At 70.7% G+C, this 25,727-nt stretch carries 27 protein-coding genes; 18 read left to right on the plus strand and 9 right to left on the minus strand.

Annotated elements, in window-relative coordinates; translation table 11 throughout:
- Window positions 1-123 precede the first annotated feature (123 nt).
- On the plus strand, window positions 124-678 hold the full coding sequence (locus RIN46_RS01015) for a DUF4396 domain-containing protein (RefSeq protein ID WP_309080648.1): 555 nt from the start codon (window positions 124-126) through the stop codon (window positions 676-678).
- Window positions 675-806 carry a hypothetical protein gene (locus RIN46_RS01020; RefSeq protein ID WP_309080647.1) on the plus strand — a complete coding sequence of 44 codons (132 nt, stop codon included), beginning with the start codon at window positions 675-677 and terminating at the stop codon, window positions 804-806. The genes RIN46_RS01015 and RIN46_RS01020 overlap by 4 nt, the downstream gene beginning before the upstream one ends.
- A gap of 47 nt (window positions 807-853) precedes the next feature.
- Here RIN46_RS01020 and RIN46_RS01025 read toward each other — a convergent pair whose 3' ends face one another.
- The gene (locus RIN46_RS01025) at window positions 854-1,306 is read right to left on the minus strand and encodes a VOC family protein (protein ID WP_309080646.1); all 453 of its coding nucleotides are present in this window, start codon (window positions 1,304-1,306) and stop codon (window positions 854-856) included.
- 51 nt (window positions 1,307-1,357) lie between these two features.
- On the opposite strand from RIN46_RS01025, the gene glsA reads away from it, so the two are divergent.
- The 3 genes from glsA to aqpZ all read left to right on the plus strand — a co-directional run bounded on the left by glsA (window position 1,358) and on the right by aqpZ (window position 4,715).
- Window positions 1,358-3,157: a glutaminase A gene (glsA, locus tag RIN46_RS01030; protein ID WP_309080645.1), complete on the plus strand. Its 1,800-nt coding sequence runs from the start codon at window positions 1,358-1,360 to the stop codon at window positions 3,155-3,157.
- Between the two features lie 119 nt (window positions 3,158-3,276).
- Window positions 3,277-3,696, plus strand: coding sequence for a hypothetical protein (locus tag RIN46_RS01035; protein WP_309080644.1), 420 nt, complete (start codon window positions 3,277-3,279; stop codon window positions 3,694-3,696).
- A 278-nt stretch (window positions 3,697-3,974) separates the two neighbouring features.
- Window positions 3,975-4,715: an aquaporin Z gene (gene aqpZ / locus RIN46_RS01040; protein WP_309080643.1), complete on the plus strand. Its 741-nt coding sequence runs from the start codon at window positions 3,975-3,977 to the stop codon at window positions 4,713-4,715.
- A gap of 106 nt (window positions 4,716-4,821) precedes the next feature.
- Here aqpZ and RIN46_RS01045 read toward each other — a convergent pair whose 3' ends face one another.
- Window positions 4,822-5,394 (minus strand): hypothetical protein, encoded by a 573-nt coding sequence (locus RIN46_RS01045; RefSeq protein ID WP_309080642.1) that lies wholly within the window; start codon window positions 5,392-5,394, stop codon window positions 4,822-4,824.
- 314 nt (window positions 5,395-5,708) lie between these two features.
- Between RIN46_RS01045 and RIN46_RS01050 the strand changes: the two genes are divergently transcribed.
- The 4 genes from RIN46_RS01050 to RIN46_RS01065 all read left to right on the plus strand — a co-directional run bounded on the left by RIN46_RS01050 (window position 5,709) and on the right by RIN46_RS01065 (window position 9,917).
- Window positions 5,709-6,791 carry an XRE family transcriptional regulator gene (locus tag RIN46_RS01050; RefSeq protein ID WP_309080641.1) on the plus strand — a complete coding sequence of 361 codons (1,083 nt, stop codon included), beginning with the start codon at window positions 5,709-5,711 and terminating at the stop codon, window positions 6,789-6,791.
- A 3-nt stretch (window positions 6,792-6,794) separates the two neighbouring features.
- On the plus strand, window positions 6,795-7,325 hold the full coding sequence (locus RIN46_RS01055; protein WP_309080640.1) for a hypothetical protein: 531 nt from the start codon (window positions 6,795-6,797) through the stop codon (window positions 7,323-7,325).
- 34 nt (window positions 7,326-7,359) lie between these two features.
- A complete protein-coding gene (locus RIN46_RS01060) occupies window positions 7,360-9,147 on the plus strand; it encodes an FAD-dependent oxidoreductase (RefSeq protein ID WP_309080639.1) in 1,788 nt (595 codons plus the stop codon).
- Between the two features lie 116 nt (window positions 9,148-9,263).
- Complete coding sequence (locus tag RIN46_RS01065) at window positions 9,264-9,917, plus strand: AAA family ATPase (protein WP_309080638.1); 654 nt, start codon at window positions 9,264-9,266, stop codon at window positions 9,915-9,917.
- Window positions 9,918-10,023: 106 nt separating this feature from the next.
- Here RIN46_RS01065 and RIN46_RS01070 read toward each other — a convergent pair whose 3' ends face one another.
- Both RIN46_RS01070 and RIN46_RS01075 read right to left on the minus strand, forming a co-directional pair.
- Complete coding sequence (locus RIN46_RS01070; RefSeq protein WP_309080637.1) at window positions 10,024-11,289, minus strand: iron chelate uptake ABC transporter family permease subunit; 1,266 nt, start codon at window positions 11,287-11,289, stop codon at window positions 10,024-10,026.
- The gene (locus RIN46_RS01075; protein ID WP_309080636.1) at window positions 11,286-12,401 is read right to left on the minus strand and encodes an iron ABC transporter permease; all 1,116 of its coding nucleotides are present in this window, start codon (window positions 12,399-12,401) and stop codon (window positions 11,286-11,288) included. Before RIN46_RS01075 ends, RIN46_RS01070 begins: the two co-directional genes overlap by 4 nt.
- Before the next feature lie 174 nt (window positions 12,402-12,575).
- Here RIN46_RS01075 and RIN46_RS01080 point away from each other — a divergent pair, with 174 nt between their 5' ends.
- Complete coding sequence (locus RIN46_RS01080) at window positions 12,576-13,589, plus strand: iron-siderophore ABC transporter substrate-binding protein (RefSeq protein WP_309080635.1); 1,014 nt, start codon at window positions 12,576-12,578, stop codon at window positions 13,587-13,589.
- A 97-nt stretch (window positions 13,590-13,686) separates the two neighbouring features.
- On the opposite strand, the gene RIN46_RS01085 is transcribed toward RIN46_RS01080, so the two are convergent.
- The gene (locus RIN46_RS01085; RefSeq protein ID WP_309080634.1) at window positions 13,687-14,835 is read right to left on the minus strand and encodes a GTP-binding protein; all 1,149 of its coding nucleotides are present in this window, start codon (window positions 14,833-14,835) and stop codon (window positions 13,687-13,689) included.
- A gap of 141 nt (window positions 14,836-14,976) precedes the next feature.
- On the opposite strand from RIN46_RS01085, the gene ykgO reads away from it, so the two are divergent.
- The 5 genes from ykgO (at window position 14,977) to RIN46_RS01110 (ending at window position 18,653) form a co-directional block, all read left to right on the plus strand.
- The gene (gene ykgO / locus RIN46_RS01090) at window positions 14,977-15,099 is read left to right on the plus strand and encodes a type B 50S ribosomal protein L36 (RefSeq protein ID WP_309080633.1); all 123 of its coding nucleotides are present in this window, start codon (window positions 14,977-14,979) and stop codon (window positions 15,097-15,099) included.
- 111 nt (window positions 15,100-15,210) lie between these two features.
- A complete protein-coding gene (locus RIN46_RS01095) occupies window positions 15,211-15,513 on the plus strand; it encodes a hypothetical protein (protein ID WP_309080632.1) in 303 nt (100 codons plus the stop codon).
- Window positions 15,510-17,609 carry an alpha/beta hydrolase gene (locus RIN46_RS01100; protein ID WP_309080631.1) on the plus strand — a complete coding sequence of 700 codons (2,100 nt, stop codon included), beginning with the start codon at window positions 15,510-15,512 and terminating at the stop codon, window positions 17,607-17,609. The genes RIN46_RS01095 and RIN46_RS01100 overlap by 4 nt, the downstream gene beginning before the upstream one ends.
- A complete protein-coding gene (locus RIN46_RS01105; protein WP_309109431.1) occupies window positions 17,606-18,256 on the plus strand; it encodes a hypothetical protein in 651 nt (216 codons plus the stop codon). Before RIN46_RS01100 ends, RIN46_RS01105 begins: the two co-directional genes overlap by 4 nt.
- 25 nt (window positions 18,257-18,281) lie before the next feature.
- A complete protein-coding gene (locus RIN46_RS01110) occupies window positions 18,282-18,653 on the plus strand; it encodes a DUF4440 domain-containing protein (RefSeq protein ID WP_309080629.1) in 372 nt (123 codons plus the stop codon).
- A 55-nt stretch (window positions 18,654-18,708) separates the two neighbouring features.
- On the opposite strand, the gene RIN46_RS01115 is transcribed toward RIN46_RS01110, so the two are convergent.
- The 3 genes from RIN46_RS01115 to RIN46_RS01125 form a co-directional block, all read right to left on the minus strand.
- Window positions 18,709-19,710 (minus strand): FUSC family protein, encoded by a 1,002-nt coding sequence (locus tag RIN46_RS01115; protein ID WP_309080628.1) that lies wholly within the window; start codon window positions 19,708-19,710, stop codon window positions 18,709-18,711.
- Window positions 19,711-19,950: 240 nt separating this feature from the next.
- Window positions 19,951-20,865 (minus strand): LysR family transcriptional regulator, encoded by a 915-nt coding sequence (locus RIN46_RS01120; protein WP_309080627.1) that lies wholly within the window; start codon window positions 20,863-20,865, stop codon window positions 19,951-19,953.
- 98 nt (window positions 20,866-20,963) lie between these two features.
- A complete protein-coding gene (locus RIN46_RS01125) occupies window positions 20,964-22,097 on the minus strand; it encodes a M14 family zinc carboxypeptidase (RefSeq protein ID WP_309080626.1) in 1,134 nt (377 codons plus the stop codon).
- A gap of 207 nt (window positions 22,098-22,304) precedes the next feature.
- Between RIN46_RS01125 and RIN46_RS01130 the strand changes: the two genes are divergently transcribed.
- Window positions 22,305-22,949 carry a helix-turn-helix domain-containing protein gene (locus RIN46_RS01130; RefSeq protein ID WP_309080625.1) on the plus strand — a complete coding sequence of 215 codons (645 nt, stop codon included), beginning with the start codon at window positions 22,305-22,307 and terminating at the stop codon, window positions 22,947-22,949.
- Window positions 22,946-23,701: a hypothetical protein gene (locus RIN46_RS01135; RefSeq protein ID WP_309080624.1), complete on the plus strand. Its 756-nt coding sequence runs from the start codon at window positions 22,946-22,948 to the stop codon at window positions 23,699-23,701. Before RIN46_RS01130 ends, RIN46_RS01135 begins: the two co-directional genes overlap by 4 nt.
- Window positions 23,702-23,881: 180 nt before the next feature.
- On the opposite strand, the gene RIN46_RS01140 is transcribed toward RIN46_RS01135, so the two are convergent.
- Window positions 23,882-24,553 carry an SDR family oxidoreductase gene (locus RIN46_RS01140; RefSeq protein WP_309080623.1) on the minus strand — a complete coding sequence of 224 codons (672 nt, stop codon included), beginning with the start codon at window positions 24,551-24,553 and terminating at the stop codon, window positions 23,882-23,884.
- A 195-nt stretch (window positions 24,554-24,748) separates the two neighbouring features.
- Here RIN46_RS01140 and RIN46_RS01145 point away from each other — a divergent pair, with 195 nt between their 5' ends.
- On the plus strand, window positions 24,749-25,621 hold the full coding sequence (locus tag RIN46_RS01145; RefSeq protein ID WP_309080622.1) for an EamA family transporter: 873 nt from the start codon (window positions 24,749-24,751) through the stop codon (window positions 25,619-25,621).
- Window positions 25,622-25,727: the final 106 nt, after the last annotated feature.

The raw sequence follows: 25,727 nt of genomic DNA on the forward strand, positions 1-25,727 counted from the left end.
ACTCGGCGGTGATCGCAGACCCCGGGGAGTCCGAAGGTCTGAACACTCTTGACACGGACCCGAATTCGAGAGACTTTGTACATGTCAAATACCCCCTAGGGGTATATCGCGACAGGAGGTCTCATGGATTCGCGCAATTCATTGGCGGCGAGCGCCACACTGCACTGCCTCACCGGGTGCGCCATCGGCGAGATCCTCGGCCTCATGATCGGCACGGCCGCGGGGTTCTCGACCGCAGCGACGATCGCGCTGGCCGTCACCCTCGCCTTCTTCTTCGGGTACCTGCTCTCCGTCATCCCGATCCTGCAGAGCGGAGCGGGATTCCGGGTCGCCGTCAGGGTGGTGCTTCTTGCGGACACCCTCTCCATCGCGACGATGGAGATCGTCGACAACGCGGTGATGGCGCTGATCCCAGGAGCCATGCACGCCGGGCTCGTCAACCCCGTCTTCTGGTTGGGCATGATGATCGCACTGGCGGTGGCCTTCGCAGCGGCCTTTCCCGTCAACCGGTACCTGATCGCCCGCGGCAAGGGCCACGCCCTCATGCACGAGTACCACGAGTACCACGACGACCACGAACGCCACGAAGGCCACGAAGGCCACGAAGGCCACGAAGGCCACGAAGGCCACGACCATGATGACGGCACGGGGGAGCACCACCGAAAGGACCAGTCATGAACACCAAGATCCTCGCGGCCGGCGTCGTCGGCTTCCTGCTCGGCGGGCTCGTGGTCTCCATCGCAGCCCAGCTGGAGGAACCGGCGCACGGCGAACCGGCCGGCATCCACCAGCCGCTCGGCGGCTGACTCGCGGCGGCGCGAGCACGGAGACGCGGAGTCTCGGGGTCTGCGCGTCAGCGCCCCTGCGACGACGCCTTCGTCAGGTCCTCCGCGAGCATCACCAGGATGCCGCTGGGCCCGCGGACGTAGGTGAGCTTGTAGACGTCCCCATAAGTAGCGACGCCCCGGAGCGGGTGGCAGCCGTGCCGGGCCGCGATCTCGAGCGCCGCATCGATGCTGTCCACCGAGAAGGCGACCCGGTGCATGCCGATCTCGTTCGGGAGGGTCGGCTCGGTCTCGATCGCCTCCGGGTGGAGGTACTCGAACAGCTCCAGGCGACCCTGGCCGTCCGGGGTCTGCAGCATCGCGATCTTCGCGTGGTTCCCGTCGAGTCCGACGGCGGTGTCAGCCCACTCGCCGCTGACGGTGTCCCGGCCGAGGACCGTGAGCCCCAAGTCGGTGAAGAAGGCGATCGCGGCCTCGATGTCGCGGACGGCGATGCCGACGTTCTCCAGTCTGATGGCCATGCGCCGCATGCTACCGAGCCGGGGCCTCCGGGTCACCAGTACGCTCGGAGCATGCGTTCACCGATCGAACGGTACCTGCGGGACCTGCACCAGGAGCTGACCGGGCTCACCGACGGCGTCCCGTTCCAGAACATCCCGGGCATGGCCGACGCCGACCCGGGCGACTTCGCCATCTGCCTCGCCACGGTGGACGGCCATGTCTACGAGGTCGGCGACTCCCGCACCGAGTTCACCATCCAGTCCATCTCCAAGCCCTTCACCTACGGGCTTGCGCTGGAGGACCACGGGCTGGACGCCGTCGACCGCAAGGTGGACGTGGAGCCCTCCGGCGACGCGTTCAACGAGATCTCGCTCGCCCGCGACACCGGCCGTCCCGCCAACGCCATGATCAACGCGGGCGCCATCGCCGCCGCCTCGCTGATCAAGGGCTCCGGCGGGCGCGACGGCTTCGGTCGCATCCTCGACATCCACTCGCGCTTCGCCGGCCGCTCGCTGGACGTCTCCGAGCGGGTCTTCGCCTCCGAGTCCGCCACCGGCTACCGCAACCGTGCACTGGCCCACCTGCTGCGCAGCTTCGACGTCATCGAGGACGATCCCGAGCGCGCCGTCGAGAACTACTTCCGCCAGTGCTCCATCCTCGTCAACGCGCGCGACCTCGCGCTCATGGGCGCCACGCTCGCCAACGGCGGCCGCCAGCCGCTCACCGGCGAGCAGGTGGTGGACCTGGAGACGGTCCAGCGCATGCTCTCCGTCATGCTCACGTGCGGGATGTACGACGACGCCGGCGCCTGGACCAGCGCCGTCGGGCTTCCGGCGAAGTCCGGTGTCGGCGGCGGGCTCATGGCCGTCCTGCCGGGCCAGCTGGGCATCTCGGTCTACTCCCCCGCGCTGGACCGGCACGGTTCCTCGGTGCGCGGCATCGCGGCCGCCCGGCGGCTCTCCGCCGAGATGGGGCTGCACTTCGTCAAGGCGGCGCGCATCGGCCGGTCCGCCATCCGCGCGCACTACCCCATCACCGATGCCCCGTCCGGGGTGCGCCGCGGCCAGGAGGCGGCCGACCTCCTGACCGAGCAGGGGCACCGCGCCCAGCTGGTGGAGCTGCACGGGGACCTCCTCTTCGCAGGCGCCGAATCCGTGGTCCGGCACGTCAGCTCCCTGCCGGATGAGGTGGAGATCGTCCTGCTGGACGTGCGCAAGGTGGACGAGGTGAACGACGTCGCACTGAACCTCATGGAGGAGCTGCGGCGGACATTCGAGGTGGACGGACGCCGCATGGCCGTCATCGACGACGCCGGCCGCATCTCCGAGGTGCTCTGCGCCGGCCGGACTCCCCTGTTCCCGGGCAGCACCGAGGCGATCGAGTGGGCCGAGGAGCGCCTGCTCCGCCGCCACGGCCGTCCGGGGCTGGTGCCTCGCACGGTGGCGCTGCCGGACTTCGCGGCGCTCGTACCGCTGTCCGCAGAGCAGATCGCCGCGCTCGAGGAGCGCATGGAGGACCGGGAGTACGACGACGGCGACCTCATCCGCCGTTCCGGGCAGAAGTTCGGCGGGATCTACTTCATCGTCTCCGGGCGGGTGGCCACCAGCACGGTGCGCGACGGGCACCGAGTCCGGTATACCACGCTCGGCCCGGGCATGACGTTCGGCGAGATCGCGCTCGGCGGCGGTGCACCCGTGCGGGTCCGGGCGGAGGAGAAGGTGAGGGTCCGCCTGCTCTCGGCCGATGCGATCGAGCGGTTGGAGCGCGACGAGCCGGAGCTGGCCCTCGCGCTCTGGAAGGCCGTGGCCGTGGACGCCTACACGCGGGTGGAGCAGAACCTGCAGGAGGTGGCGGTCCGCGACCGCGACTGACGGCCGGAACAGTGCCTCCGCCGAGCAGTTCCTCCCCCGTTCCTACGACTGGCCCGTCGGCTCCATCCCGTGAAACCGCCGCACAGCTGCTGCCGTTCTCTCCCTTGCTGGTGCCTGCTGTGGCCCTGCTCGGCGTCGTTGGAGCACTCGTTGCCCTGGCGCAGAAGGCCAGAGCGGACCGCAACAACGAATGGTGGGATCGGACCGAGTTCGCCCTCCAGAAGAGCATCTCCGAGGATCCGGGCGAAGAGGTCATCGGTGCAGTGATGATGTCCCACCTAGTCCCCGGACAAAGGCAGTTCCTCGATCCGTCCACCTGGAGAAAGTCGCCGGCGAGGAAACGGGACCTCGTGATGGTGCGCGAGGCACTCGCCGAATTCGACGCGCTCTACCTCGGCTTCGACGAGGAGACTATGGTGGCTTCAGGAAGGGAAATCGATGATGGAACAGGGCAAACGCGCGTATACAGCGCGGGAACTGCAGATGCGGAAACGTGCGAGCCAGATTCGAGCCGAGACGATCGTGAAAATCGACCGTAGGTTGGGGCGTGCCACTCCGGAATCGATCGTGAAGCGCGCCCGCGAAGACCAGGACCAGCGCAGAGCCGGCTGATCTCCCCTCCGCTCCTCATGAGTAACCTGGCCCCGACGCGGCCGTCCCTGTTGCCGTGAGCATGATTGCGGTCCTCTGTGTTCCCTCGTCCGACATCGAGGGGAAACCCGCAGGCCTCCTATTTGTCGTTCCTCTGGAGTATCGTCGCGCTTGTCAGAGCGTGCTCGGCCCAGCTCTGGCCTTCACTCCAGCAGAGAGAGACACCATGCATCAGTCATTCCCGGTCCGGCTCATCGCCGAGGCCCTCGGAACGTTCGTGCTCGTCTTCGGTGGCTGCGGCAGCGCGATCTTCGCCGCGTCGGTCATCGCGGAGGGTCCTATCAACATGGGCATCGGCTTCGTCGGCGTCGCGCTGGCCTTCGGCCTGACCGTCCTCACCATGGCCTACGCCGTCGGCCACATCTCCGGAGGCCACTTCAACCCGGCCGTCACCCTCGGCGCCGCCCTCGCCGGCCGCGTCGAGTGGAAGGCCGTCGGCCCGTACGTCATCACGCAGATCGTCGCCGCCTCGGTCGCCGGCCTGGCCCTCTTCGCCATCGCCTCCGGACGCGAGGGATTCGACGCCGTCGAGTCCGGCTTCGCCTCCAACGGCTACGGCGACCGCTCGCCGGACGGGTACTCGCTGGTCGCGGCCCTACTGATCGAGATCATCCTGACGGCGATCTTCCTCTACATCATCCTGGGGAGCACGGACTCGCGCGCGCCGCAGGGCTTCGCACCGCTGGCGATCGGCCTGGGCCTGACGCTGATCCACCTGGTCTCCATCCCGATCACCAACACCTCCGTCAACCCGGCCCGCTCGCTCGGCGTCGCCTGGTTCGCCGGCCCGGAGGCGCTCGGCCAGGTGTGGCTCTTCCTCGTGGCACCCCTCATCGGCGCGGCTATCGCCGGTCTGACCTACAAGATGTTCTTCCCGAACACCGAGGACGTCATCCTGGAGCGCTAGGCGCGTGCCCGCTGCAGGCGGAACGACGTCGAACGAGTGGTCCGGGAGCTGCCTCCCGGGCCACTCGTCTCGTCTCGTGCCGCGCGGGGCCGGCCGACCGCCGTCGTCAGCCCAGCGGCGGCAGGAGCCCACCGAGGCTCACGGCCGCGCCCACCACCGTGCCGGCGAGGACCTGGCTGGCGGTGTGGTGGGTGATCCGGATCCGGCTCCACCCCACCAGTGCGATCAGCACGACGGCCAACTGCGGACCCAACGGCAGGGGCGCCAGGCAGTGCAGGGCCGCGAAGGATGCCACCGCGGCATGGATCGACAGCTTCCAGAACAGGTTCGCGGCGCCCGTGATCAGCAGCCCGGCCAGGAACAGGCCCATCTCCGCGAACACGATGGGCGACGCACCCATCAGACGCAGAAGGCCCAGCCCGGCAAGGATCGAGACCAGCGCGATGAGCAGGATCGGCCACCGCTGCTCCCGCCGCGTGACATGGAGATCCGTCACTCGCGCGGTCATGCGCATCCAGACGAGTACCGCCCAGGGAATGACGATCGTGAACGCCGCCGCGACCAGCGTGGGCGCCCATGCCACCGCCGCATATCGGAGCGGGATGCTGAGCAACACCAGGGTGCCGAGCACCGTCGGCGAAAGGACGTGGGACACGACGCGGGCGACCTTCTGCACCATCACATCCTCGTCGAGCGAGCTCGCGCCCACCAAGCCGATGCACGCGATATGCCAGTACGCATCGCTCCGCGGGCAGACTCCCCCTCCACAGCGTCCGAGAGGCATGCCCTCGTCCCAAGGGGATGCGGGTTCCCACCACCGGCACTACCCGACTTCTTACCGTTGCACCCATGGCCCATTTCTCCTTGGCACCGGCATCGGCACCGTTCCACCTTCTACTCGCGCTGGCGGAGCGAGTCGCACGATGGCCACGTCCAAGGCCATCCCTGCCGCCCCGGTTTCGAAAATCGAAACTCCCCGCTAGAGTGGGCGGCATGGACCCTGACTTGATTGGTCGCGTCCAGCAGATCCGCAACGACGTCGGAATGTCCCAGACCGATTTCGCTGATGCTCTGGCGACTACGCCGAGCAAGCTGAGCAAGTCGCTTCGCGGGGCCCGGCGGTTCACGACCACCGAACTGGCCCTGGCGGCGGAACTCGGCAAGACGACGGTCGATTGGATTCTGACTGGCTCGGCTCCTCCTTCCTATGCGCTCGCGGCTCGGGCCGAAGCATCTTCGTGCCCTGACCACGTCGCTGCGCTGGTCGAGCGCTTCCACAACGCCCACGACCAGCTTCATTGGGATGCTCCGCGCAAACCCGCCCCCTTGCCCGAAGTTGAATTCCCGCGGGGAATGCTCGACATCTCTTATGGGCAACAGCTGGCGGCCGAAGCTCAAGGTCGGCTTCGCGATGCCGGCGTCGACATCCGCGCAGTCGATCTGGCCGAGGCCGTGGAGCAAGTCTTCGACGTCGATGTTGCCATCGTCCCGCTGCCGGACGGTGTCTCCGGCGCTTCGTGGGAGACGGACGATTTTCGAATTGCGCTAGTCAACGCCCACGAACCGCTGGTACGTCGCCGCTTCACACTCGCACATGAGCTTGGACATGTATTCTGCGGCCACGCCAGAGATCTCATTCGCGAGGCCGACCTGAGGTCGACGAGCCAGCCGGAGCGGATTGTCAATGCTTTCTCGGCAGCGTTTCTCATGCCGCAGGATCTCCTCGCAGAGACCATCGGAACCGAGCCGAGCCTGGGCAGCCTGGCGGCGGCCGCAGTGGAGTTCCGCGTCGCCCCGATTGCCCTTGGGGACCGTTTGACGAATCTTGGCCTCGTCGACGAGGGCCTCCTGGATGAGTTCCAGAAGCTTCGATTCGCCGACTGCATCAAGCTGGCCGATCGCCTCGACCTCGTCGAGGAGCTAGCCCTCACGAAGCTCCCAGAGCGACTCCCGAGCCGCCTCGTTGAGGGCCACGCGAGCCTGTACATCACGGGCGAGGCAACGGCTCGCCCCCTGGCGGCTCTGCTGGGACTGTCCCAGAACGAAGTGCGGCAACGCTTTGGAACCCAAGGCTGATCCGTGTCGCGGCTGCTCTTCCCCGACAACACCGTCCTCTGCAACTTCGCAGCAGTCCATCGGATGCCGCTGTTACGCGACTTCCTGCGAGGCGATGGCCGCTGGACGCAGGCCGTCTTCGCTGAAGCGCGCAGATCTTCCGACTTCTTGCCGGCCCTGAGTGAGCTTCTGTCCGCACAATGGCTCGGCGAACCGATCGAAGTCGTCGACAATGGCATCGAGCGAATCCGGCGGGTCGTCTTCGGCGGCACTCCCAGCGAACCCACCCGCCATCTGGGCGAAGCCGAGACGTGTCACCTGATTCTCGAGCATGAGGACTATGCTGGCGCCGCTTGGATCACGGACGATCGCGATGCCTATGAATACGCTCAGGGAAAAGGCATCCAGACAATGGACACCTTGTACATTCTGATGGCTCTCGTGAGCGACGGCGACTTGACTCCTGAGATGGCCCACGATCTCCAGAACGCCATGGTCGACGTGGACCGCAGCCTCCTTAGGACCTTCGGGAAGCCAGATGATTTTCGACGCTAGAGAGAGCCCGCACGGCTCCGCGTAGCATGGCGCCATGAGCAGTCGTGATGCGCGGAATCCTGGCCAGCCGACCGACAGTGGCGACTCGTTCGACGGAGCCGGTCCGGACGAGCACCGTCGGCGGATCCTGGTGGTCGGCGGCGTCGCCGGCGGCATGAGCTTCGCCGCCCGCGCCCGGCGCCTGGACCGGCACGTCCGCATCACCGTCCTGGACCGCGGCGACTACGTCTCCTTCTCCAACTGCGGACTCCCCTACTACGTCGACGGCGAGATCGAGGACTCCTACCATCTGGCCCCGCGCACCCCGGAGACGTTCGCGCAGCAGGACATCGACGTGCGCCTGAGGCACGACGTCGTCGCGCTCGATCCCGACGCCCGGACCGTCACGGCCCGCGTCACCGACGAGTCCGGCGCCACCCGCGAGGAGACCTTCGAGTACGACGACGTGGTCCTCTCCCCCGGCGGCGACGCAATCATCCCGCCTATCGACGGCCTCCAGGCCGGGTTCGATGCCGGCCGCGTCCGCACCCTGCGCACCGTCGACGACGCCCTCGCCCTCCGCGGGCACGTCGATGCCGGGGCGCGCACCGCCGTCGTGATCGGCGGCGGGTACATCGGCGTCGAGGCCGCCGAGGTCCTCGCCCGGGCCGGGCTGGACGTGGCGCTGGTGCAGCGCTCCGAGCACGTCCTACCACCGCTCGAGCCCGAGATGGCGCGCCCCGTGACCGAGGAACTCGAACGCCTCGGCATCGCCGTGCACACGGGTGCCGAGGCCACCGCCTACCGGCACGACCGCGAGGCACCCGCCCTGGTGCTGGAGCACGGCACGGCTCCCGGGGACGGTACGGAGCTGCCGGCCGACGTCGTGGTGGTCTCCGCCGGGATCGAGCCGGCGACGGGCCCCTTCGAGGCCGCCGGCATCGTCTGCCAGGACGGCGCGCTGATCACCGACCCGCACGGGCGCACCAACGTGCCCGGGGTGTGGGCGGTGGGCGACGCTGTGGCGAGCGACGACGCCGTCACCGGCGAGCGCCGGGTAGTGGCCCTCGCCGGTCCGGCGAACCGGGCCGGGCGGGCCGTGGCCGACGCGATGCTCGGCGTCGACGCGCGCCCCATCCCCTCGGCCCTCGGCACCGCGGTGGTGCGCGCCGGAGAGCTGACGGCCGCGATGACCGGCGCCAACCGGAAGACACTCTCGCGGGCCTCGATCCCGGCGCACACCGTGCACCTCCACCCGACGCCGCAGGCGGGCTACATCCCCGGCGTGGAGCCGATCCACCTGGTGGTGCACTTCGGGAACGACGGGCGCCTGCTCGGTGCGCAGGCGGTGGGCGAGGTCGGCGCGGACAAGCGGATCGACGTGCTGGCGACCGCCCTGCGCGCGGGCCTGGGCGCCGACGACCTGGTGGACCTGGACCTGGCCTACGCACCGCACTACGGATCGGCGAAGGACCCCGTGAACCTGGCGGGGATGCTCGGGCAGGACGTCATCGACGGCTCCCTGCGCCTCTGGTACGCCGAGGACACGGAGTCCGTGCTGGCCGAGGCGCTGATGGTGGACGTGCGCGGCAGCGAGGAGTTCGCCGAGGACCGCCTGCGCGGCTCGGTCAACATCCCGATCGAGGAGCTCCTCGACCGCCTCGACGAGCTGCGGGACCGCGCCGACGGAGGACCGGTCCGGCTGCTGTGCTCGACCGGCGTGAAGTCCGCCGCCGCCCACCGCATCCTGGCGGAGGCCGGGTTCGACTCGGCGTCGCTCTCCGGCGGGCTGGTCACGCTGTACGCGGCGCTCGGCCCGGAGGCGCGGTGCCTCCTGGCCTGACCGGCACCACCAGCAAGCACTCAGCGATCCGTCAGGGCGGGCATGGTTGATTCGTGGAGTATTGGGTCCAGCACGGACCGACAGCCCACCACCGCACGCCGACCGAAGGAGGCGCCATGCTGCTGCTCAGCCCCGCGACCCGCCTGTCCCCGCGCGTCGGACTCCCGCTTCGCCGCAAGCTCACCGTGGCCGTCGTGGGGATCGACGGCGCCGGCAAGACGACCGCCGCCAGCCACCTCGCGGCCGACGCCGCCGACGCCGGCTGGCCCGCGCAGTTCATCAAGAATCCCTCAGGCCGGCGCTGGCTCTCCCGGCTCCAGGCCCGCCTGGGCATCACCGTCCCGGCGCGCCTGCTCGACGGGCTGGAGACCGCGGTCCGCACCGGCACCGTTCTGCGCTCCACCGCGTCCGCGGAGCGCTTCGCGGGCCTGACCGTGATGGACCGCCATCTCGCCTGCCAGTCGGTGCTGCGCGAGGTCCGCGGCCTGCCGGCCGGCCGCTGGCTTCCCGCGCTCCACCGCGTCCTGGCCCGGCGCGCCGGGACGGGCCGGCGCTTCGGCGGGCCCGACGTCGTCGTGCTGCTGGACGTGGACCCCGTCACCGCGCTGGAGCGGATCACCGCCCGCGGCGAGGACAGCGAGAGGCTGGAGCACCTGCGGGCCGCCCGCGAGGCGTACCTGCGCCGAGCCGAGGCCGAGGGGTGGACCGTGATCGATGCCATCCGCGAGGCCCCCGAGGTGCTGCGCGACCTGCGCCGCGCGGTCCTCTAGCCCGGCGCTCCCCGACAGCGCCAGGTCGAACGGTCGTTTCGAGGGACCCGAGGCGCCGATCGTCCCTCGAAACGACGGTTCGGGGAATCGACAGGCCGCGCGGCGCTCAAGTGGTCTGGCGCTGCTGCCGGACCACCAGGTAGATCAGGTAGGGCGCGCCGACGACGGCGGTCGCCACGCCCGCGGGCAGCGCCACGGCGAACAGCCGGGCGGCCGCGAGGTCGGCGAGTAGGATGAACAGCGCGCCCACCAGCGCCGAGGAGACGATCGGCGGCAGCGTCGACCGGGTCATGAGCTTGGCGATCTGCGGGCTCGCCAGGGCGACGAACGCCACCGGGCCGGCGAGCACCGTCGCCGCGACGGCCAGCAGGGTCGCGACGCCCAGCAGCCAGACGCGCGTGACATTGATCCGCATGCCGAGGGCCACCGCGGTGTCCTGGTGCAGCGCGATGACGCGCAGGCTCCGCTGGGACAGGAGCGCGGCGAGGAACCCGGCGCCGACCAGGGGGATGATCGGCAGGACCTGGGCCCAGTCGCGCCCGTTGATGGTGCCGGTCATCCACGTCAGAGCCTGCGCGGCGTTGGTGACGTCGCCGAGAGTGAGCATCCACGTGGTCATGGCCGCGGCGAGCCCGGAGAGCCCCAGCCCCACGATGATCAGCCGGTTCGATTCGAGCCCGGACCTCCACGCCAGCACGAACACGGCGAGGGCCGTGAGCACACCGGCCAGGGCCGCGCCGATCGGCAGGCCCAGGGTCGCGGCGATCCCGGAGAGGCCGCCGGCCGTTCCCGCCAGCACCAGCACGGCCACCGCCCCGAACGAGGCGCCCTGGGTGATCCCCAGGACGTCCGGGCTGGCCAGCGGGTTGCGGGCGACCGTCTGCGTCAGCGCGCCGGCGACGCCCAGGCCCGCCCCCGCGACGACCGCCGCCAGCGTGCGCGGCGCGCGGAACTCCGTGACGGCCAGCTCGGTCCGCCCGTCGGGCGCCTGCCCGGCCAGCGTGGCCAGCACGTCCCGCAGCGGGATCTCCGAGCCGCCCACGGCGATGTGCCAGGCGGCGGCGAGCACGCACGCCAGCCCCAGCAGCAGCGGGACCGCGAGGCGCCGCAGCCACGCGGCCCCGGCCAGACGGGGTACGACGGCGGTGCGCGGCCGGCGCTGCGTGCGCCCCGGGGCCGGGGCTGTCACCATGACGGCGGCGGCCGCGGCCCTGGTCCGCGGGGCGTCCTGCGCCGCGGTCTCCGGCGCCGGAAGGCTCGTTGCCGCGGGGCTCGTTGCCGCAGTGTCGGGCGTCGCGGTATCGGATGCCGCAGCATCGTGCGCCTTGACGGCCGGCGTGGTGCCGGTCGGCGTCGTCTCGATCGAGGTCATACCGCCACCACCTTCCGGCGGCGGGCGATATAGACGAAGACCGGCGCGCCGATCATGGCCACCACCACGCCCACCGGCAGCTCGCCCGGCCGGGCCATGACCCGCCCGGCGACGTCGGCGACCAGGAGCAGCGCGGCGCCGGTCAGGGCGGCCGCGGGCAACAGCCATCGGTAGTCGGCGCCGATCGCCCAGCGCACGATGTGCGGGACCAGCAGGCCCAGGAACGCGATGGGCCCGGCCACCGTCACGGCCGCGCCGGTGAGCAGGACGAGCGCGGCGAGGCCGACCCCGCGGGCGCGCGCCGTCGTGACGCCGAGCGACGTCGCCACAGACTCGCCGAGGGCCAGCGCGTTCAGCTGCGTGGCGTTGAGCCAGGCGATGGCCGCACCGACCACCAGCAGTGGCCAGAGGATCTCGAGCGCATCGGACCTGCCGGCCACCGAGCCGACCTGCCAGAACCGCAGCGTCTCCAGCGCGGCCTCGCTGAGCAGCACGATCCCGGAGACCACCCCCGTGCACAGCGCGGTGACGGCCGCGCCCACGAGCACCAGCGTGGTCGGCGAGCCGCCCCGCCGGCCCACGTGCCCGATCCCGAACACGACGACGGCGGCCACGAGCGCGCCCGTGAAGGCGAGGACTGCCTGAACGGCGTAGGGCTGGGGGCCGAGCGCCGCCGTCGTGCCGACGATGGCCAGCGCGGCGCCCTGGTTGATGCCCAGCAGGCCCGGCTCGGCAATCGGATTGCGGGTGTGCCCCTGGACGAGCGTGCCGGCCATGCCGAGCGCGGCCCCGACGGCGAGCGCGGTCACGGTGCGCGGGGCCCGCAGTTCGCGGATCGTCACGTCCATGACGGTGCCGGTCGGCGCGAAGATGGCGTGCAGCGCCTCGGAGACCGTATTGGAGGCGGAGCCGATGCAGAGGCTCAGGACGGACACCACGGCGACGGCGCAGGCCAGGACCGCGAGCACCAGCAGGGGACGCCCCCGGGACGCGGCGCCGGCCGGGGGGCCGCCGGCCTCGAGCGGTGTCGTCGGGCGCGGTGCCGCCGGGCGCGGTGCCGCGTCGACCGGGGACTGGGTCGGGGCGGTCTCGGGCTGGCGGGTGGTGGTCACGGGGATCCTGGGGTGGGGCGGCGGTGGTGCCCGTCGAAGTGTGACGGAGGCGGCAGAAATTAGCTTAGACCATGGTAGCGTTTTGGTCGCTCGGTCGGGTTAGGCGACCCTAAATTCGGCACCGGGTGTAACGCCACCGTTCGCACACTCGAATTTCCCCTGAGGAGAACCAGTATGAAGAAGACCCGCTTGGCCATCGCGGCGGTCGCCGCGGCCGCGCTCCTGGGACTGACCGCCTGCGGCGGCGGCTCCACCGCCGGCGACGCGTCCGACGCTCCGGCTTCCGCCAGCAGCGCCGAGGCCGCCGAATTCCCCAAGACGGTGGAGCACTTCCGCGGCAGCACGGAGATCCCCGAGCAGCCGCTGCGCATCGCCGCACTGGACCCCAGCTACGTGGACGCGACCATGCTGCTGGGCGCCGAGCTCGTCGCCTACACCCAGTACCGCCAGGGCAGCAACCCGTTCCCCGAGTACCTGGGCGACGTGAGCGAGCTGACCGACGAGGCCGTCAACGTGGGCACCATCGCCGAGCCGGACCTGGAGAAGATCCTGGAGGCCGAGCCGGACCTGATCATCACCGCCGACGTCCGCCAGGGCGCCATGTACGACCAGCTGAACAAGATCGCCCCCACCGTCATGTCCGAGTCCACGGGCCCGACCTGGAAGGAGAACGTGGTGCTCCTGGGCGAGGCCATCGGCAAGAAGACGGAGGCCGAGCAGGCCGTTGCCGACTACGAGGAGCGTGCGGCCGCCGTCGGTGCCGCGATCCTCGAGAAGGACCCCGAGGCCACGTACTCTCTCATCCGGTTCGCCGGCGAGGACACCGCGCGTCTGTACTCGTCGAACTCGTTCATCGGCGAGATCATGGCGGACATGGGCGTCCCGCGGCCGGAGGGCCAGCCGGACTCCGAGGAGGAGATCATGGTGGCGCTGTCCACCGAGCAGATCCTCGAGGCCGACGCCGGCCTCATCATGGAGTCCACCTGGAACCCCGGCGGCGCCGAGGGCGAGGCGTCGGTGGAGCAGCGCGACCGGTTCCGCTCCAACCCGCTCTACTCGCAGCTGACCGGCGACATCCTCGAGGTCGACGACAGCGTCTTCCTCTCCTCCGTCAGCATCCAGGGCGCCAACGAGGTCGTGACGCAGCTCGCCGAGCACTTCGGCGTCGACCCGCAGCTGGAGCAGTAGCCCGGACGCGACCGCCGGCAGCACCCGCCACCGGACCCCACGGAGCCCGCAGCCGCCCCGGCGGCTGCGGGCTCCGTCGTCTCTGGGCGGGAATCCCTCAGGCGCGGTCGCGGACGTGGACCCAGGCCGGGAACGGATCGTGGAAACCGGCCCACTCCCGGGGCCCGGCGAGGAGCTCGTCGTCGGTCAGGACGGCGGCGTCGAGCAGTCGGCGCAGACGTTCCTCGTCCAGCCCGATGCCAGTGAGGATCAGATCCTGCCCCACGCACAGCGGCTCCTCGGCCGCGCCGTCCTCCTCGAGCGGCAGCAGGTCGAACATGCGGCCGACGTGCTCCCACTGCGCCGTGATGCCGGACCGGGTGGCCAGGCGCGCGAACCCCGCCGAGCGCACCACCCGGCCCGCGCCGCCCCGCTCCGACCCGCCCAGTTCCGGGCTGCCCCGGTCCGACCCGCCCCGCTCCAGCTCGTCCAGCGCCACCCGCAACCGCTCGGGGTGGAAGGGCCGTACCGAGTCGTAGCGCAGGGTCGAGACCCGCTCGTCGCGGATGCGCGGCGCGAAGGAGCTGGGGTGGTCCGAGTTCAGACGGCGGATCCACCCCGGCCGCAGCCCGGTCGGCGTATTGGGTGCGCCGCGACGGTCGTCGTCGAGCCACCGCTGGACGTCAAGCTCCAGGTGCGCCGTGGGGTTGAGGTGGCTGATCAGGCTCACGACCAGCGAGACGTCGGGCCCGGTCAACCCGCTCCAGTTGGTGACCGCCACGACGGTGGCGAACTCGATCTGGCGCACGGCAAGCAGGGCCCGGGCAACGAACCCGGGCAGGTACTCGCCGTCGAACAGGTCCTCCAGCAGGTGCGCGGCGTCCACCACGCAGACGACGTCGGCCACCGGCCCGGGCGAGCCGTCGCCGTCGAAGAGGCCGATTGCGTCGAGGACGGGCACCTCCGCGGGCAGGTCGACGACGATCCCCCGCACGTCGTCGCGCCCGGCGGCGACGTGCAGCGTGGCCGCGAGATCGTCGAGCCACCGGGGCAGCCGGCGGGACGGGCCCGCCTCGCCCGGCGTCGAAGCGCTGGCCGCCGAGCCCCGGAGCACCGAGCCGTCGAGCACCGGGCCGCCGAGCACCGAGCCGCCGGGCCCTTCCGGCCGGACGATCGTCGCGCCGCGGGCCCGGGCGATCGCCGAGGCGTGCTCGTGCCGCTCCGGCGCGCAGGCACCGACCACCAACACCGTCTTCACCTGGCCCATCCGTTTCCTTCCCCTCTTCTGGCGTACGCCCCGGCCGAGCGCGCGTGCCCGACCGATCGTGCCGTTTCCACTGATCGTGCATTCTTCATCGAGCTAAGCATAGAATGAGAATCATTCGCAATTGAAGGGAAGGGAATCATCATGAAGGTCCGCAACTCGCTCAAGGCCCTGAAGCAGCAGCCCGGGTCGCAGATCGTCCGCCGCCGCGGGCGGGTGTTCGTCATCAACAAGAAGAACCCCCGGCTGAAGGCGCGCCAGGGCTGAACCCGACGTCGGCGGTCCCCGGCACCATGGGCAGCTCTCCCCATGGTGCCGGAGCCTCGACCGCTCTACGGTTGGACTCGACCGCCCCGTCCGCCGACCCTCGGAGACCTCATGCGCTACCGTCTCGACCAGCCCGAGTTCAACAACTCGCTGCGCTCGTGCGACGACGTCGTCCTGGACCTGCCGGCGCATGTCCTGGCGATCGAGGACGCCGTCGCCGACCTCAAGCTCGCGCTCGACGGCACCGACTGCGGCGGGACCGTGGAGACGTGCGGTGCGGATGTGATCCTGCCGGACGCCCGCGCCACCGTGGTCCGCTGCGAGAACGCGGTCGGCGCCGGCTGGGGCGTCAGCGTCGCGATCGCCGAGGGCGACGAGGACATGGCCGACGCGGCGAGGCTGGACGCCCGATGAGCCTCTTCACCATCGACTACTCCGGACTGGACACGCTTCCCGAGGACAGCGGACCCCTCCGCACGGCGGCCCGCTCCCTGAAGACCGTCGGCGACGGATTCGACACCGAGGTGACGACCGCCGGCACCCGCTGGGGCCGGGTGCAGAACCACTACGAGGGCCCCGGCGCGGAGACCCTCGCGGCCGCGCTGAAGCCCGCCGTGACCGACGCCGGGCAGCTGGCCGACAACCTGACGACGCTGAAGGCCGCGGCCATCGCCCTCGCCGACGAGGTCGACGACCTCAACCAGCGCCGGAAGACCTTCACGGGCACCACCCAGCCGAACGCCGAGTCCGCTTTCAAGCGGAACCACCCCGCTCAGGCCGCGCCCGGCTACGACGTGCAGCACACGGTCGCCGAGAACAACCTGCAGGACGAGTTCGACGTGATCGCCGGCGACTGGGCGCAGGCCCAGCAGACGTTCAACACCGCCGTCGAGGGGATCGCCCGGATCAGCACCAACACGGGGGCGCACTTCGACTACGGCACCAACTCCACCCGCATCGGCGAGGCAGCGCGGCTGTACAGGCTGGCGACCGCCGGCAACGCGACGCCGGACGACGTCGAGGCGTACTACGCGCATCTCGCGAAGCTGAACGAGGACGAGATCGCCGCCTTCGGCGCCATCCACCCGGAGGCGCGCGTGACCCCGCCGCCGCTGCCCACCGAGCCCGCCGTCGGGAACGGCTTCCCCTCCGGCAACCACGGCGCCGCCTGGTGGGACGGGCTCTCCCCCGCCCAGCAGGCCGCGCTCGGCCTCGCCCTCCCGGCTCTGGTCGGCAATACCAACGGCGTCCCCTACACGGACCGCTCCGCTGCCAACGTCCGCACGCTCAAGCTGGTGCTCGACGATCCGGCCTACACCGCGGAGCAGCGGAAGGCCTTCGACTCGATCGCCGACGCCCTCGCCGAGGGCGACACCTCCGCGGACCCCGGCCGCCGTTACCTGACCCACCTGATCCCGGACGACCCGGCGTCGGGCCGGGCGCTCGCCTCCGTGTCGATCGGCAATCTGGACACCGCGGACGACGTCACGGTCTCCGTCTCCGGCATGGGCAGCGGGACCCACAACATGGACGGCGAGGTAGACAACGCCCAGGGCGTCTACAACGGCCTGACGGGGGACCGCGCCGTCGTGACGTGGCTGGGCTACGACAGCCCGGACAAGCCCGGCTGGTACGGCCTCGAGTCCGGCACGACCTCCACCGAGGTGCTGCGCAACGACCACGCGAATACCGGCGGCATGCAGCTGGCGCACTTCCTGGACGGGTTCCACGAGACCCGGGACCACCACGGGGACGTCCCGACGACCAACGTGATCGCCCACTCGTACGGCACCACGACGGCGGCCGCCGGCCTGACGCAGACCGAGCACGCCGTCGACCGGTACGTGATGTACGGCTCCGCCGGCATCGACCCGAAGGTCGCCGACCATGCCAGCGATTTCAACGTCAAGCGCAACGACGAGGGGCGCCCGCAGGTGTACGCGACGATGGCCTACGACGACCCGTGGGCGGCACTGGGGCAGATCGCCTCCGAGCGGCTCTCGCCGACGGCGGAGGAGTTCGGCGCCTACACGTTCTCCTCCGACGGCGAGGGCAACGTCCCCGGCAAGGTGGGGAACGTGCACGACCAGGCGACCTCCCCCGAGGACGACGACTGGGGCTACCTCGAGGAGCGCGGCCAGTCGTACAACAGCATCACCCGGATCCTGGACGGGAAGGCGGAGAGCATCGACTACATCGACGAGAGCCGCTACGACCGGGACCCGAAAGACCACCTCGAGCTCCTCCATACGGCCACGCAGACCGACGAGTGGATCGCCGCACTGCAGGATCACGTCGCCGAGGGAGTCCGCGTCACCGGCGAATGGCTCGGCGACCGCAAAGACGACCTCGTCGATGGGGCCGAAGCCACCGGCGAATGGCTCGGCGACCGCAAAGACGACCTCGTCGACGGAGCCGAAGCCACCGGCGACTGGGTCGAGGACCGCGGCGAGGACGCCGCCGAGGGGATCAGCGACGCGTGGGGCTGGGCGAAGGACAAGGTCACGTGAGCGACGGCGACGCCGGGCTGACGCCCTACGCTGGGGGCATGTCCCGCGCGATCCGAACCGCCGCTGTCCTGCTCCTGGGCGCTGCCGCGCTGACCGGCTGCATCGCCCCGGGCACGACGGGCCCCGAGACCACCACCGAGACAGGAGCCGAGATGTCGGAGAACCCCACGATCGAGGAACTGCGCGCCGATGCGAAGCGCGTCCTGGGTGCCTTGCACGAGATCGTGCCCGGCGCGACGGAGAAGGAGGAGTTCTTCGCGCGCATCGATGCCCTGGCGCCCGCGTCCTGCGGGTCGAGCGGGACGCTGCGTCTGGCACCGGCCCTGGAGGGCGGCGGAATCGAAGATCCTGAGGCCTTCATCCTCGAGGCCGAGCGGATCCTCGCCGAACTCGGCATCCCCAGCACTCCCGAGGACCGCAATGGCGTCCTCGACGAGGACGCCTACGTGGGCGCCGGGCTGCCGGATGGGCGGATGGTGGCGATCCAGGCCGGCCCGGAGCGGACCATGGTGCAGTACGAGACCGTCTGCTCCAACGACGAGAGCCTGCGCGACGCGCTCGACCAGGCGCGCGACGCGGCCCTAGAGACCGGCGACGACGCCCCGCAGTCGGCGCCGAAGCCCTCGCGCTGGGGCATTCACAGCTGACCGGGCACTCGATACGCTGCGAACCATGGAACTCTCACTGGACACGCTCCTGGAGCTCGAGCACCGCGGCTGGCAGGCGCTCTGCAGCTCGCGCGGCGGTTCCTTCTACGGTGACCTCATGACGGAGGAGGCCCTGATGATCCTGGTCAACGGCGCCGTCATGGACCGGGGAACGATCGCCGCCACGCTCGACGAGGCACCGCCCTGGGCCGAGTACTCGATCGACGAGCCGCGTCGCATCCCCGTCGGCGAGGACGCTACTGCCCTGGTGTACCGGGCACGGGCGACGCGCGAGGGGCAGGACGAGCCCTTCACCGCCCTCATGGCCAGCACGTACCGCGTGGTCGACGGCGTCCCGCGGTTGGCGCTCTACCAGCAGACGACCGAGACCCACTGACGCACCGCGCGTCCAGACTGGCGCGCCGCCTCCCCTGCCTGGGGGTCGCAGGGGATCAGCCCCGGCGGCCACCGCGGCCCTCGTAGGGGTGCAGCAGCGCGGCGACGGCGATCCCGGCGACCACGCCCAAGCCCGTCCCAATCAGCCGGTCCGAGACCAGCTGCAGCGGCGTGGCCGGTGCCGAGAGGTCCGTCATGAGCAGGATCAGGGGCGTGAAGAAGCCGAGCGCGAGCCCGTAGTTCTTCGCCATGAACGACTCCGTGGGCACCAGCAGCACGATCACGAGCAACGCCTTGACCGTCAGGGGGAACGCGGGCAGCAGCAGGAGCGCCGCGATCACGAGCCCGGCGACGGTGCCGACGAAGCACTCGATGCCGCGGCCGACCCTCCCCCGCAGCGTCGCCGCGGCCAGCGGCACGGTGGCCGCGGCCGCCGCCCAGCCGACGTGGCCGACGCCGAACCCGAGGGCGGCGGCGGAGGCCAGAGCGACGGAGACCCCGTACCCCAGGGCCCGCCAGCGCGCCTCCGCGGCCTCGACCGGCGGCGCCGAGCCGGGCCCGGGCACCACCCGGCGGGTGCCGAGGATCCCCAGGCGGGTCAGCTGCCCGATGCCCAGCGAGAGCGCGGCGGTGGCGCCGTAGATCGCCAGCGCCAGGAGCAGGTCCACCTGGCTCTGCGGCAGGGCCGCCAGCGACCCGAGGCCCAGCACGCCGAAGAAGGGGACGGCCGGGCGGAGCCCCACGCGCTCGGCCGCCCACGAGGCGGCCGCCGCGTAGAGCACCGTGCACAGCGCGATGGCGCGGGGATCGGCGTCGTACCAGGCCAGAACCAGGCCGACGACGACGGCGACGCCCAGTCGGACCGTGGCGATCGCCTGCTGACGGAGCCGGGCGCCGGGCGGCTGGCCGCGCCCGAACATGCCGACGAACGAGCCGAAGACCGCGTAGACGAGCAGCTCGGGGCGTCCTGCCGCGAGCAGGACCGCCCCGGGCACGGCGAGCCCGATCCCGACGCGCAGAGCAGGACGGTGGTCGGTCTGTCGGATGGCCCGGAGCATCAGGCGCCGGCGCGGCCGGGGACGGCTCCGCAGCAGCGGGGGCGGGCGGCTTGGGCCACGGCGGACTCTCCTTCGATCGGGCCCGCGCCGCGGTGGTGCGGGACTGCTCGGGTCCTCCCATCCTCCGTCGGCGGCCCGGCCCGCGTCCAAGACCGGAGGCCGATCACCCGATAGGCAGTTCCTATCGAGCGAGCGCGACCGTCGTCGCCTTGACGGCGGAACACCACGTCAGAAGCGGGATCAGTCCCGAGAGAATTCGCGCAGCCTATCGACCCGTCCGGCCACCTCGAAGAACGCCCGGGTCAGCACCGACGCCGGCTCCGCCGCGCTCGCCACCAGCGCCACGCGGCCGCCCACGGGCGGACCGGCCAGCCGATGCACGCGGATGCCCGCGGGCACGGGCAGGGCCGCCAGCCACGGCTCCGGGACCACGCTCGCCCAGCGGCCGGTCGCCACATGCGCCAGCAGCGTGGCCACGGAGTCCGTCTCGATCCGCGGGGCCGCGCTCAGGCCGCGCTCGGTGAGCGCGGCATCGAGCGTCTGCCGACCGCGCATCCCGGGTTTGAGCAGGCACAACGGCAGGCCGAGCGCTTCCGCCCACTCGCGGGGCGCGCCCTGCTCCGGCACCAGCGCGTCGCCCGCGATGAGCACCTGGCGCTCCCGGTAGAGCGTCCGCACGCGCACGCCGTCGTCCTCGCCGCCGTCGTCGCCCAGGTAGACGATGCCGGCGTCGAGCTCGAAGTCACGGACGCGCTCGACCACGTCGCCCGAGCGCAGGCTCGTCTCCAGCGACACCCGCACCAGCGGGTGCGCCGCGCAGAAGGGGTCGGTGAGCAGGGCCGCGACGGTCGACGCCGCGGGCACCACGCCGAGGCGCAGCTCGCCGGTGATCCCCTGCTGCAGTGCGGTGACCTCGTCGCGCAGCGAGTCGTGGTCGGCGAGGATCCGGCGGGCCCAGAGCAGGACGCGCTCGCCCTCCGGGGTCAGCCCGTGGAAGCTGTGCCCGCGGCGGACCAGGGGGACGCCGAGCTCGCGCTCGAGCTTGCGGACGGCCTCGGAGAGGGCCGGCTGCGAGACGAAGCAGGCACTCGCGGCGCGGGCGAAGTGGCGCTCACGGGCGAGGGCGACGAAGTACTCGAGCTGGCGGAACAACACCCTGACATTGGACCACGACGCCGGCGCGGGCGGCAGTGCGGCCGGCGACGCCGTCGTCGTGGTCCCGGGCGGGGGCGTCCGCCGACGCCCCCCGGCGGCTACGGCTTGGGAACGATGCCGGAGTCGGTCAGATAGGCGGTGGTCGGCGCGTGCGGGATCTCCTCCCAGCGCTCCGGGTCCTCCTGCTGGACGGCGCCCGTGGCCATGCCCGTCAGCAGCGCCTCGAGGGCGCGCACGTTCTGCTGGATCGAGCGGCCGCGGGCCTTCTGGCCGAGGCTCCCGTCGCTCGAGTTGCCGCTGGTCTCGAAGAAGACCATGGGGTTGGAGTGGCCCTCCGGGTTGAGCCCGTTGTGGTTGAGGCCGAGCATCATGGCCGAGGTGACGCCGCCGTGGATGTCGATCTCGTAGCTGCCGCTCACCTGGTAACGGTCGATGTTGACGTAGCCGTACCGCGAGAGCTCGTCGTACACGTGGACCTGCATCTGGCGCGTCAGGACGTCGTAGGCACCGTCGGCCAGGGTCGGGAGCGTCGGTCCGCCCGGGGCGAGCGAGATGCCGAGCGAGAGCGTGACGGCGTCGTCCGTGCCGTGCTCGCGCTTGAGGCCCTGGTGGTGGATGTCGATGCCGAAGGCCGGGTCCACTCTGGTCCAGTACTCGTAGAACGCCTCCGACTCGGCGGCGACGAACTTCCCGTCCATCCAGTCGCGGTTGAGGTCGATCCGTTCCTCGGAGCCGTCCTGCAGCACGGTGTGGCGGATGTTCAGCTCCGAGCCGTCCGGGTTGTACATGGGGATCACGTGGAACGTGTACTTCTCCCGCAGCGTCCGGTACGTCGCCGAGCCGTTGCTGCTGAGCTCCTTCAGCAAGGCCATCAGGGACTCGCCGCCGTAGGGCTCGTTGCCGTGGATGCGGCCCTGCAGCCAGACGTTCTCCGGGCCGGAGCCGATGGTGGCGACGTAGAGGTCGCGGCCCTGCTCGGAGGTGCTGTGCGCCGTGCCCGCCTCCGCGAGGGTGAAGACGTCGAGGCCGTAGCGGCTGGTCCGCTCCAGCCGGGCGAGCTCGGCGATCATGCTGTCGTACGTCATGAGGCTGGCCGTGCTGGTGCGCCCCTCGGGCGACGGGAACTCGGGCCCGGCGAGCGCCGGTCCGGCCAGGGAGGTCGGGAGGGCGACGGAGAGGGCCGCCGCTGCGGCGAGGGACGTGAAACGACGTCGGTTCATCTGGTGGCTCAAGTGGATCTCCTTAGCGGGCGGCCGCGTCGAGGGGGCCGCGCTTCCGTCCGCTGCGTCCGCACCCTCGCGGAAACAGCCGGGCGACCTCACCCGTTGGGTTCTCCCAAGGACTCACGCGAGCCTATGCAGTGGCTCACACCGCCGTCAATGCCGGCTGCACGCTCTGCATCTGTAGCACTAGTCTACCGACATCGGTAGACTAGTGCTATGGAGATCACTGTTTCCGAGTTTGCGGAGAGAGCCGGCATCACTCCTCGGAGGGTTCGCCAACTAGCCGAGTCCGGTCAACTGCCCGCTAGACGGGCCGGTCATCAGTGGTTGATCGAAGAGGAAGCGGTCAATCGTCAACCCCGCACGCGGCGACCCTTGAGCCCCAAGAATGCGTGGGCTCTGGCGAGCTGGCTCGAAGGACAGGATGACGTGCCAGCCTACCTGCGCTCACGGTTCCGGCAGTTGGCCTCTCGTCTCGGAGAATCCGAGAGACCCGAGCGCCTCCTCGCCGATTGGTTCGCCGTCCGGGCACCGAAGCACTCGTACCGCGCAGATCCAGCGGACCTTTCGGAATTGCGACGCGATGATCGCCTGACGCTGACCGGCGTCTCCCACCCGAGTTCCACGTTGCAGTCAGGACACGAGGTCGATGCATACGTGGGACCGGACGACCTCCCGAATCTCGTCAACGAATGGCTGCTCGTGGACGACGCCTCGCATCGTCCCAACGTGACACTGCGCGCCCTACCGGGACGCCCCTCGACCGTGCCACTGGCAATGGTCGCTGCGGACCTAGCCGACCACTACGGCACGCGTGAGACGGCGGCCGCCCGCACCCTGATCCGATCGCTACTGTCATGATCGAACTCCCTGATGCACCCTCGCAGCAGGTGGCCGCCTGGCATGCACTATTCGAGATTTACGAAATGATGCCTATCGGCTGGACCTTGATCGGGGGACAAGCCGTCTTCCTGCACACCATCGATCGGAGCGGTCCCGTGGTTCGAGCGACCGAGGACGCCGATGCCGCGCTCGATGTTCGAGAACGATCGGATATGCTCTCGGTCTTCACTGGCGGCCTGGTACGCCTCGGATTCGAGTCGGCTGGAGAGAGTCCCGATGGCCATCAGCATCGATGGACCCGGGGAGATGCAGCCATCGACGTGCTCATCCCACGGTGGACGGGCGAACGGACAGCTAGGCGAACGGGCGTCACGGGTGGAACGACCATCGAAGCACCTGGAACTCAGCAGGCCTTGGCCCGTTCCGAGGTCCGTTCGGTCTCCATCGGCGGAAAGACGGGGAACATCAACGTCACGTCCTTCTTGGGTTGCCTCATCGGCAAGGCAGCCGCCCTTCGAATCAACGACGATCCGAAGTGGGAGAGACATCTCTCGGATGCACTGTCACTGCTATCCCGCCTACGGGCCGCTGACGTTAGAGGTGTCGACTTTTCTCCGGCGGAGAAGGCCCATCTGGCGAAGCTCCTCGAATCACTTGAGGCCTCGCCGAAGCTCGTCGGCGCATTCCCCGAGGGACGAGCCGCTCTCCAGCGGCTACGTTCAATTGCCCGCGGCTGGAACAGCACGGATCCGAACCTGAAACTCAAATGACGGATGAACTTATACCCTTCAGACGTCCCGCCGGGTCTTCTGCCCCCAAAAGTCCGCTATAGTGCGCGGCGGAGCAGTGCCGCCACGACGATCCCCGACTCCCCACCGATGACGATGCCGCCCAGCCGTCAACGGCGCGCGTCCACGTCCGCGCCGAGTGACGCCGCGCGTCTGCCTCGTCTACGGCAGTTCCTGGTTCAGGAGCTCCACCACGGTGCCGACCGCCTCCTGGACGGTCTCCGGGCCGCGCGTCACCTCGACGATCGCCCGCGACAGCTCCGGCGTGCGGACCACCTCGGCGAGGAACAGAGCGACGTCGTCGCGCGGGATCTCGCCGTACTCGACCGCGAGCCCGGCCGTCACCCGGCCGTTGCCGTCGTCGTTGGTCAACCGGCCCGGCCGCACCACCACCCAGTCGAGACCCGAGGTCGTGGCGATGATGTCGCCGCGCTTCTTGGTCCGCATGTAGTGCTCGAACGACGGCGTCGTCTCGCGACCGCGCGCGGCCTCCGGCATCGCCGAGACCACCACCACGCGGTAGACCTTGGCCTCCTGCGCGGCCCGCAGGGCCTTCTCGAGCCCCTTGCCGTCGATCAGCGTGGTCTGGTCCTCGCCCGTGCCGTGGGCTCCGGCGGTGAAGACGACGGCGTCGCACCCCTCGAGGATCTCCTCGAGGTCGTCGTCGGACCCGTCCACGAGGTCGAACTGGTGTCCCGCGGCGCCAGCCCCGGAGACGATCTCCGCCTGCTCCGCCCGTCGGAAGACGCCGACGGCCTCGTCGCCGCGTTCCGTCAGAATTCTGCACAGCCTGCTGCCTACTCCGCCGGCCGCTCCAATCACTGCAACTCTCACGATCACCACTGCCTTTCGCAGAACCGCTTGCTTTCAGGACAGCAGTCGCGGCGGCCGGGCGCAAGGCTTATTCGCTGGGAGTTCCCGGGGCGGTTCCGGCACCTCGCCGGGCCGCGAGCCGGGAGTCGCGGCACGCGTCACCGCACCGGCGCATCCTGCCCGGCCGACCTCCTCGCCGGCCTCTACAGTAGGGGCGTGACAAGCATCTATTCGCCCGCCGTCCTGCTGGTCCTGGTCTCCCTCTTCTGCCAGCAGCTCGGTGCCTCCATCGCGGTGACCATCTACCCGGAGGTGATGGCCCAGGGCGTCGTCGCGATGCGGTTCGGGTTCGCGGCCCTGCTGCTCCTGCTCTTCACGCGGCCGCGCTGGAGCACCTTCCGCTCGATGGACCGGGCGGCGTGGACGGCGGTGGCCGGGCTCGGCCTGACCATGGCGGCCATGAACTCGCTGATCTACGAGGCGTTCGGGCGGATCCCACAGGGCGTCGCCGTGACCCTCGAAGTGCTCGGGCCGCTCGCGCTGTCCGTCATCGCCGGCCGGCGGCTCATCGGCCTCCTCTGGGCCGGACTCTCCCTGACGGGCATCGTGATCCTGGGCCGCGACGGGTTCGACGCCGCCGACGGCCTCGATCCGGTGGGCGTCCTCTGCGCCCTGGGGGCGGCGGCGTGCTGGGCCGGGTTCATCCTGACCAACCAGCGCGCCGGCCGGCACCTGCCCGGTGTGCAGGGGCTGGCCATCGCCATGGTGATCGGCAGTCTCGGCACGGTCCCGATCGGCTTCGCCACCGCCGGCACGGCCCTGCTCCGGCCGGAGGTGCTGGCGATCGGCGTGGGCATCGCGATCCTCTCCTCCGCCTTGCCGTACGGGATCGAGATGCACACCCTGCGCACGCTGCCCGCCTCCCTCTTCGCGATGATCACGTGCCTCTCGCCGGTCGTCGCCGCGCTCTCGGCCCTGGTGGTGCTGCATCAGCAGCTCGAGCTTCCCGACCTGGTCGCCATGCTGCTCGTCGTCGCCGCCTGCCTGGGGGCCGTCCGGTCCAGCAACCGCCCGGCCCACCCGGCCTAACCTCAGCTCGTCCCGAGGGTTGCACCGCCCAGGGCCGGCCAGTTCCGGAGGACTACCCCTCCCGAGGGGCTGCGTCTCCCGAGGGGCGGCGCCTCGGCCCGGTCCG

It is taken from the genome of Zhihengliuella sp. (genome assembly GCF_031178195.1).
Classification (GTDB): Bacteria; Actinomycetota; Actinomycetes; order Actinomycetales; family Micrococcaceae; genus Zhihengliuella.

Coding starts and splice junctions, on each gene's coding strand:
- RIN46_RS01025 (WP_309080646.1), bottom strand. CDS start 1,306: ATGGCCATCAGACTGGAGAACGTCGGCATCGCCGTCCGCGACATCGAG.
- RIN46_RS01045 (WP_309080642.1), bottom strand. CDS start 5,394: ATGGTGCAGAAGGTCGCCCGCGTCGTGTCCCACGTCCTTTCGCCGACG.
- ykgO (WP_309080633.1), top strand. CDS start 14,977: ATGAAGGTCCGCAACTCGCTCAAGGCCCTGAAGCAGCAGCCCGGGTCG.
- RIN46_RS01070 (WP_309080637.1), bottom strand. CDS start 11,289: ATGACCTCGATCGAGACGACGCCGACCGGCACCACGCCGGCCGTCAAG.
- RIN46_RS01115 (WP_309080628.1), bottom strand. CDS start 19,710: ATGCTCCGGGCCATCCGACAGACCGACCACCGTCCTGCTCTGCGCGTC.
- glsA (WP_309080645.1), top strand. CDS start 1,358: ATGCGTTCACCGATCGAACGGTACCTGCGGGACCTGCACCAGGAGCTG.
- aqpZ (WP_309080643.1), top strand. CDS start 3,975: ATGCATCAGTCATTCCCGGTCCGGCTCATCGCCGAGGCCCTCGGAACG.
- RIN46_RS01080 (WP_309080635.1), top strand. CDS start 12,576: ATGAAGAAGACCCGCTTGGCCATCGCGGCGGTCGCCGCGGCCGCGCTC.
- RIN46_RS01020 (WP_309080647.1), top strand. CDS start 675: ATGAACACCAAGATCCTCGCGGCCGGCGTCGTCGGCTTCCTGCTCGGC.
- RIN46_RS01100 (WP_309080631.1), top strand. CDS start 15,510: ATGAGCCTCTTCACCATCGACTACTCCGGACTGGACACGCTTCCCGAG.
- RIN46_RS01085 (WP_309080634.1), bottom strand. CDS start 14,835: ATGGGCCAGGTGAAGACGGTGTTGGTGGTCGGTGCCTGCGCGCCGGAG.
- RIN46_RS01110 (WP_309080629.1), top strand. CDS start 18,282: ATGGAACTCTCACTGGACACGCTCCTGGAGCTCGAGCACCGCGGCTGG.
- RIN46_RS01065 (WP_309080638.1), top strand. CDS start 9,264: ATGCTGCTGCTCAGCCCCGCGACCCGCCTGTCCCCGCGCGTCGGACTC.
- RIN46_RS01060 (WP_309080639.1), top strand. CDS start 7,360: ATGAGCAGTCGTGATGCGCGGAATCCTGGCCAGCCGACCGACAGTGGC.
- RIN46_RS01050 (WP_309080641.1), top strand. CDS start 5,709: ATGGACCCTGACTTGATTGGTCGCGTCCAGCAGATCCGCAACGACGTC.
- RIN46_RS01095 (WP_309080632.1), top strand. CDS start 15,211: ATGCGCTACCGTCTCGACCAGCCCGAGTTCAACAACTCGCTGCGCTCG.
- RIN46_RS01130 (WP_309080625.1), top strand. CDS start 22,305: ATGGAGATCACTGTTTCCGAGTTTGCGGAGAGAGCCGGCATCACTCCT.
- RIN46_RS01135 (WP_309080624.1), top strand. CDS start 22,946: ATGATCGAACTCCCTGATGCACCCTCGCAGCAGGTGGCCGCCTGGCAT.
- RIN46_RS01015 (WP_309080648.1), top strand. CDS start 124: ATGGATTCGCGCAATTCATTGGCGGCGAGCGCCACACTGCACTGCCTC.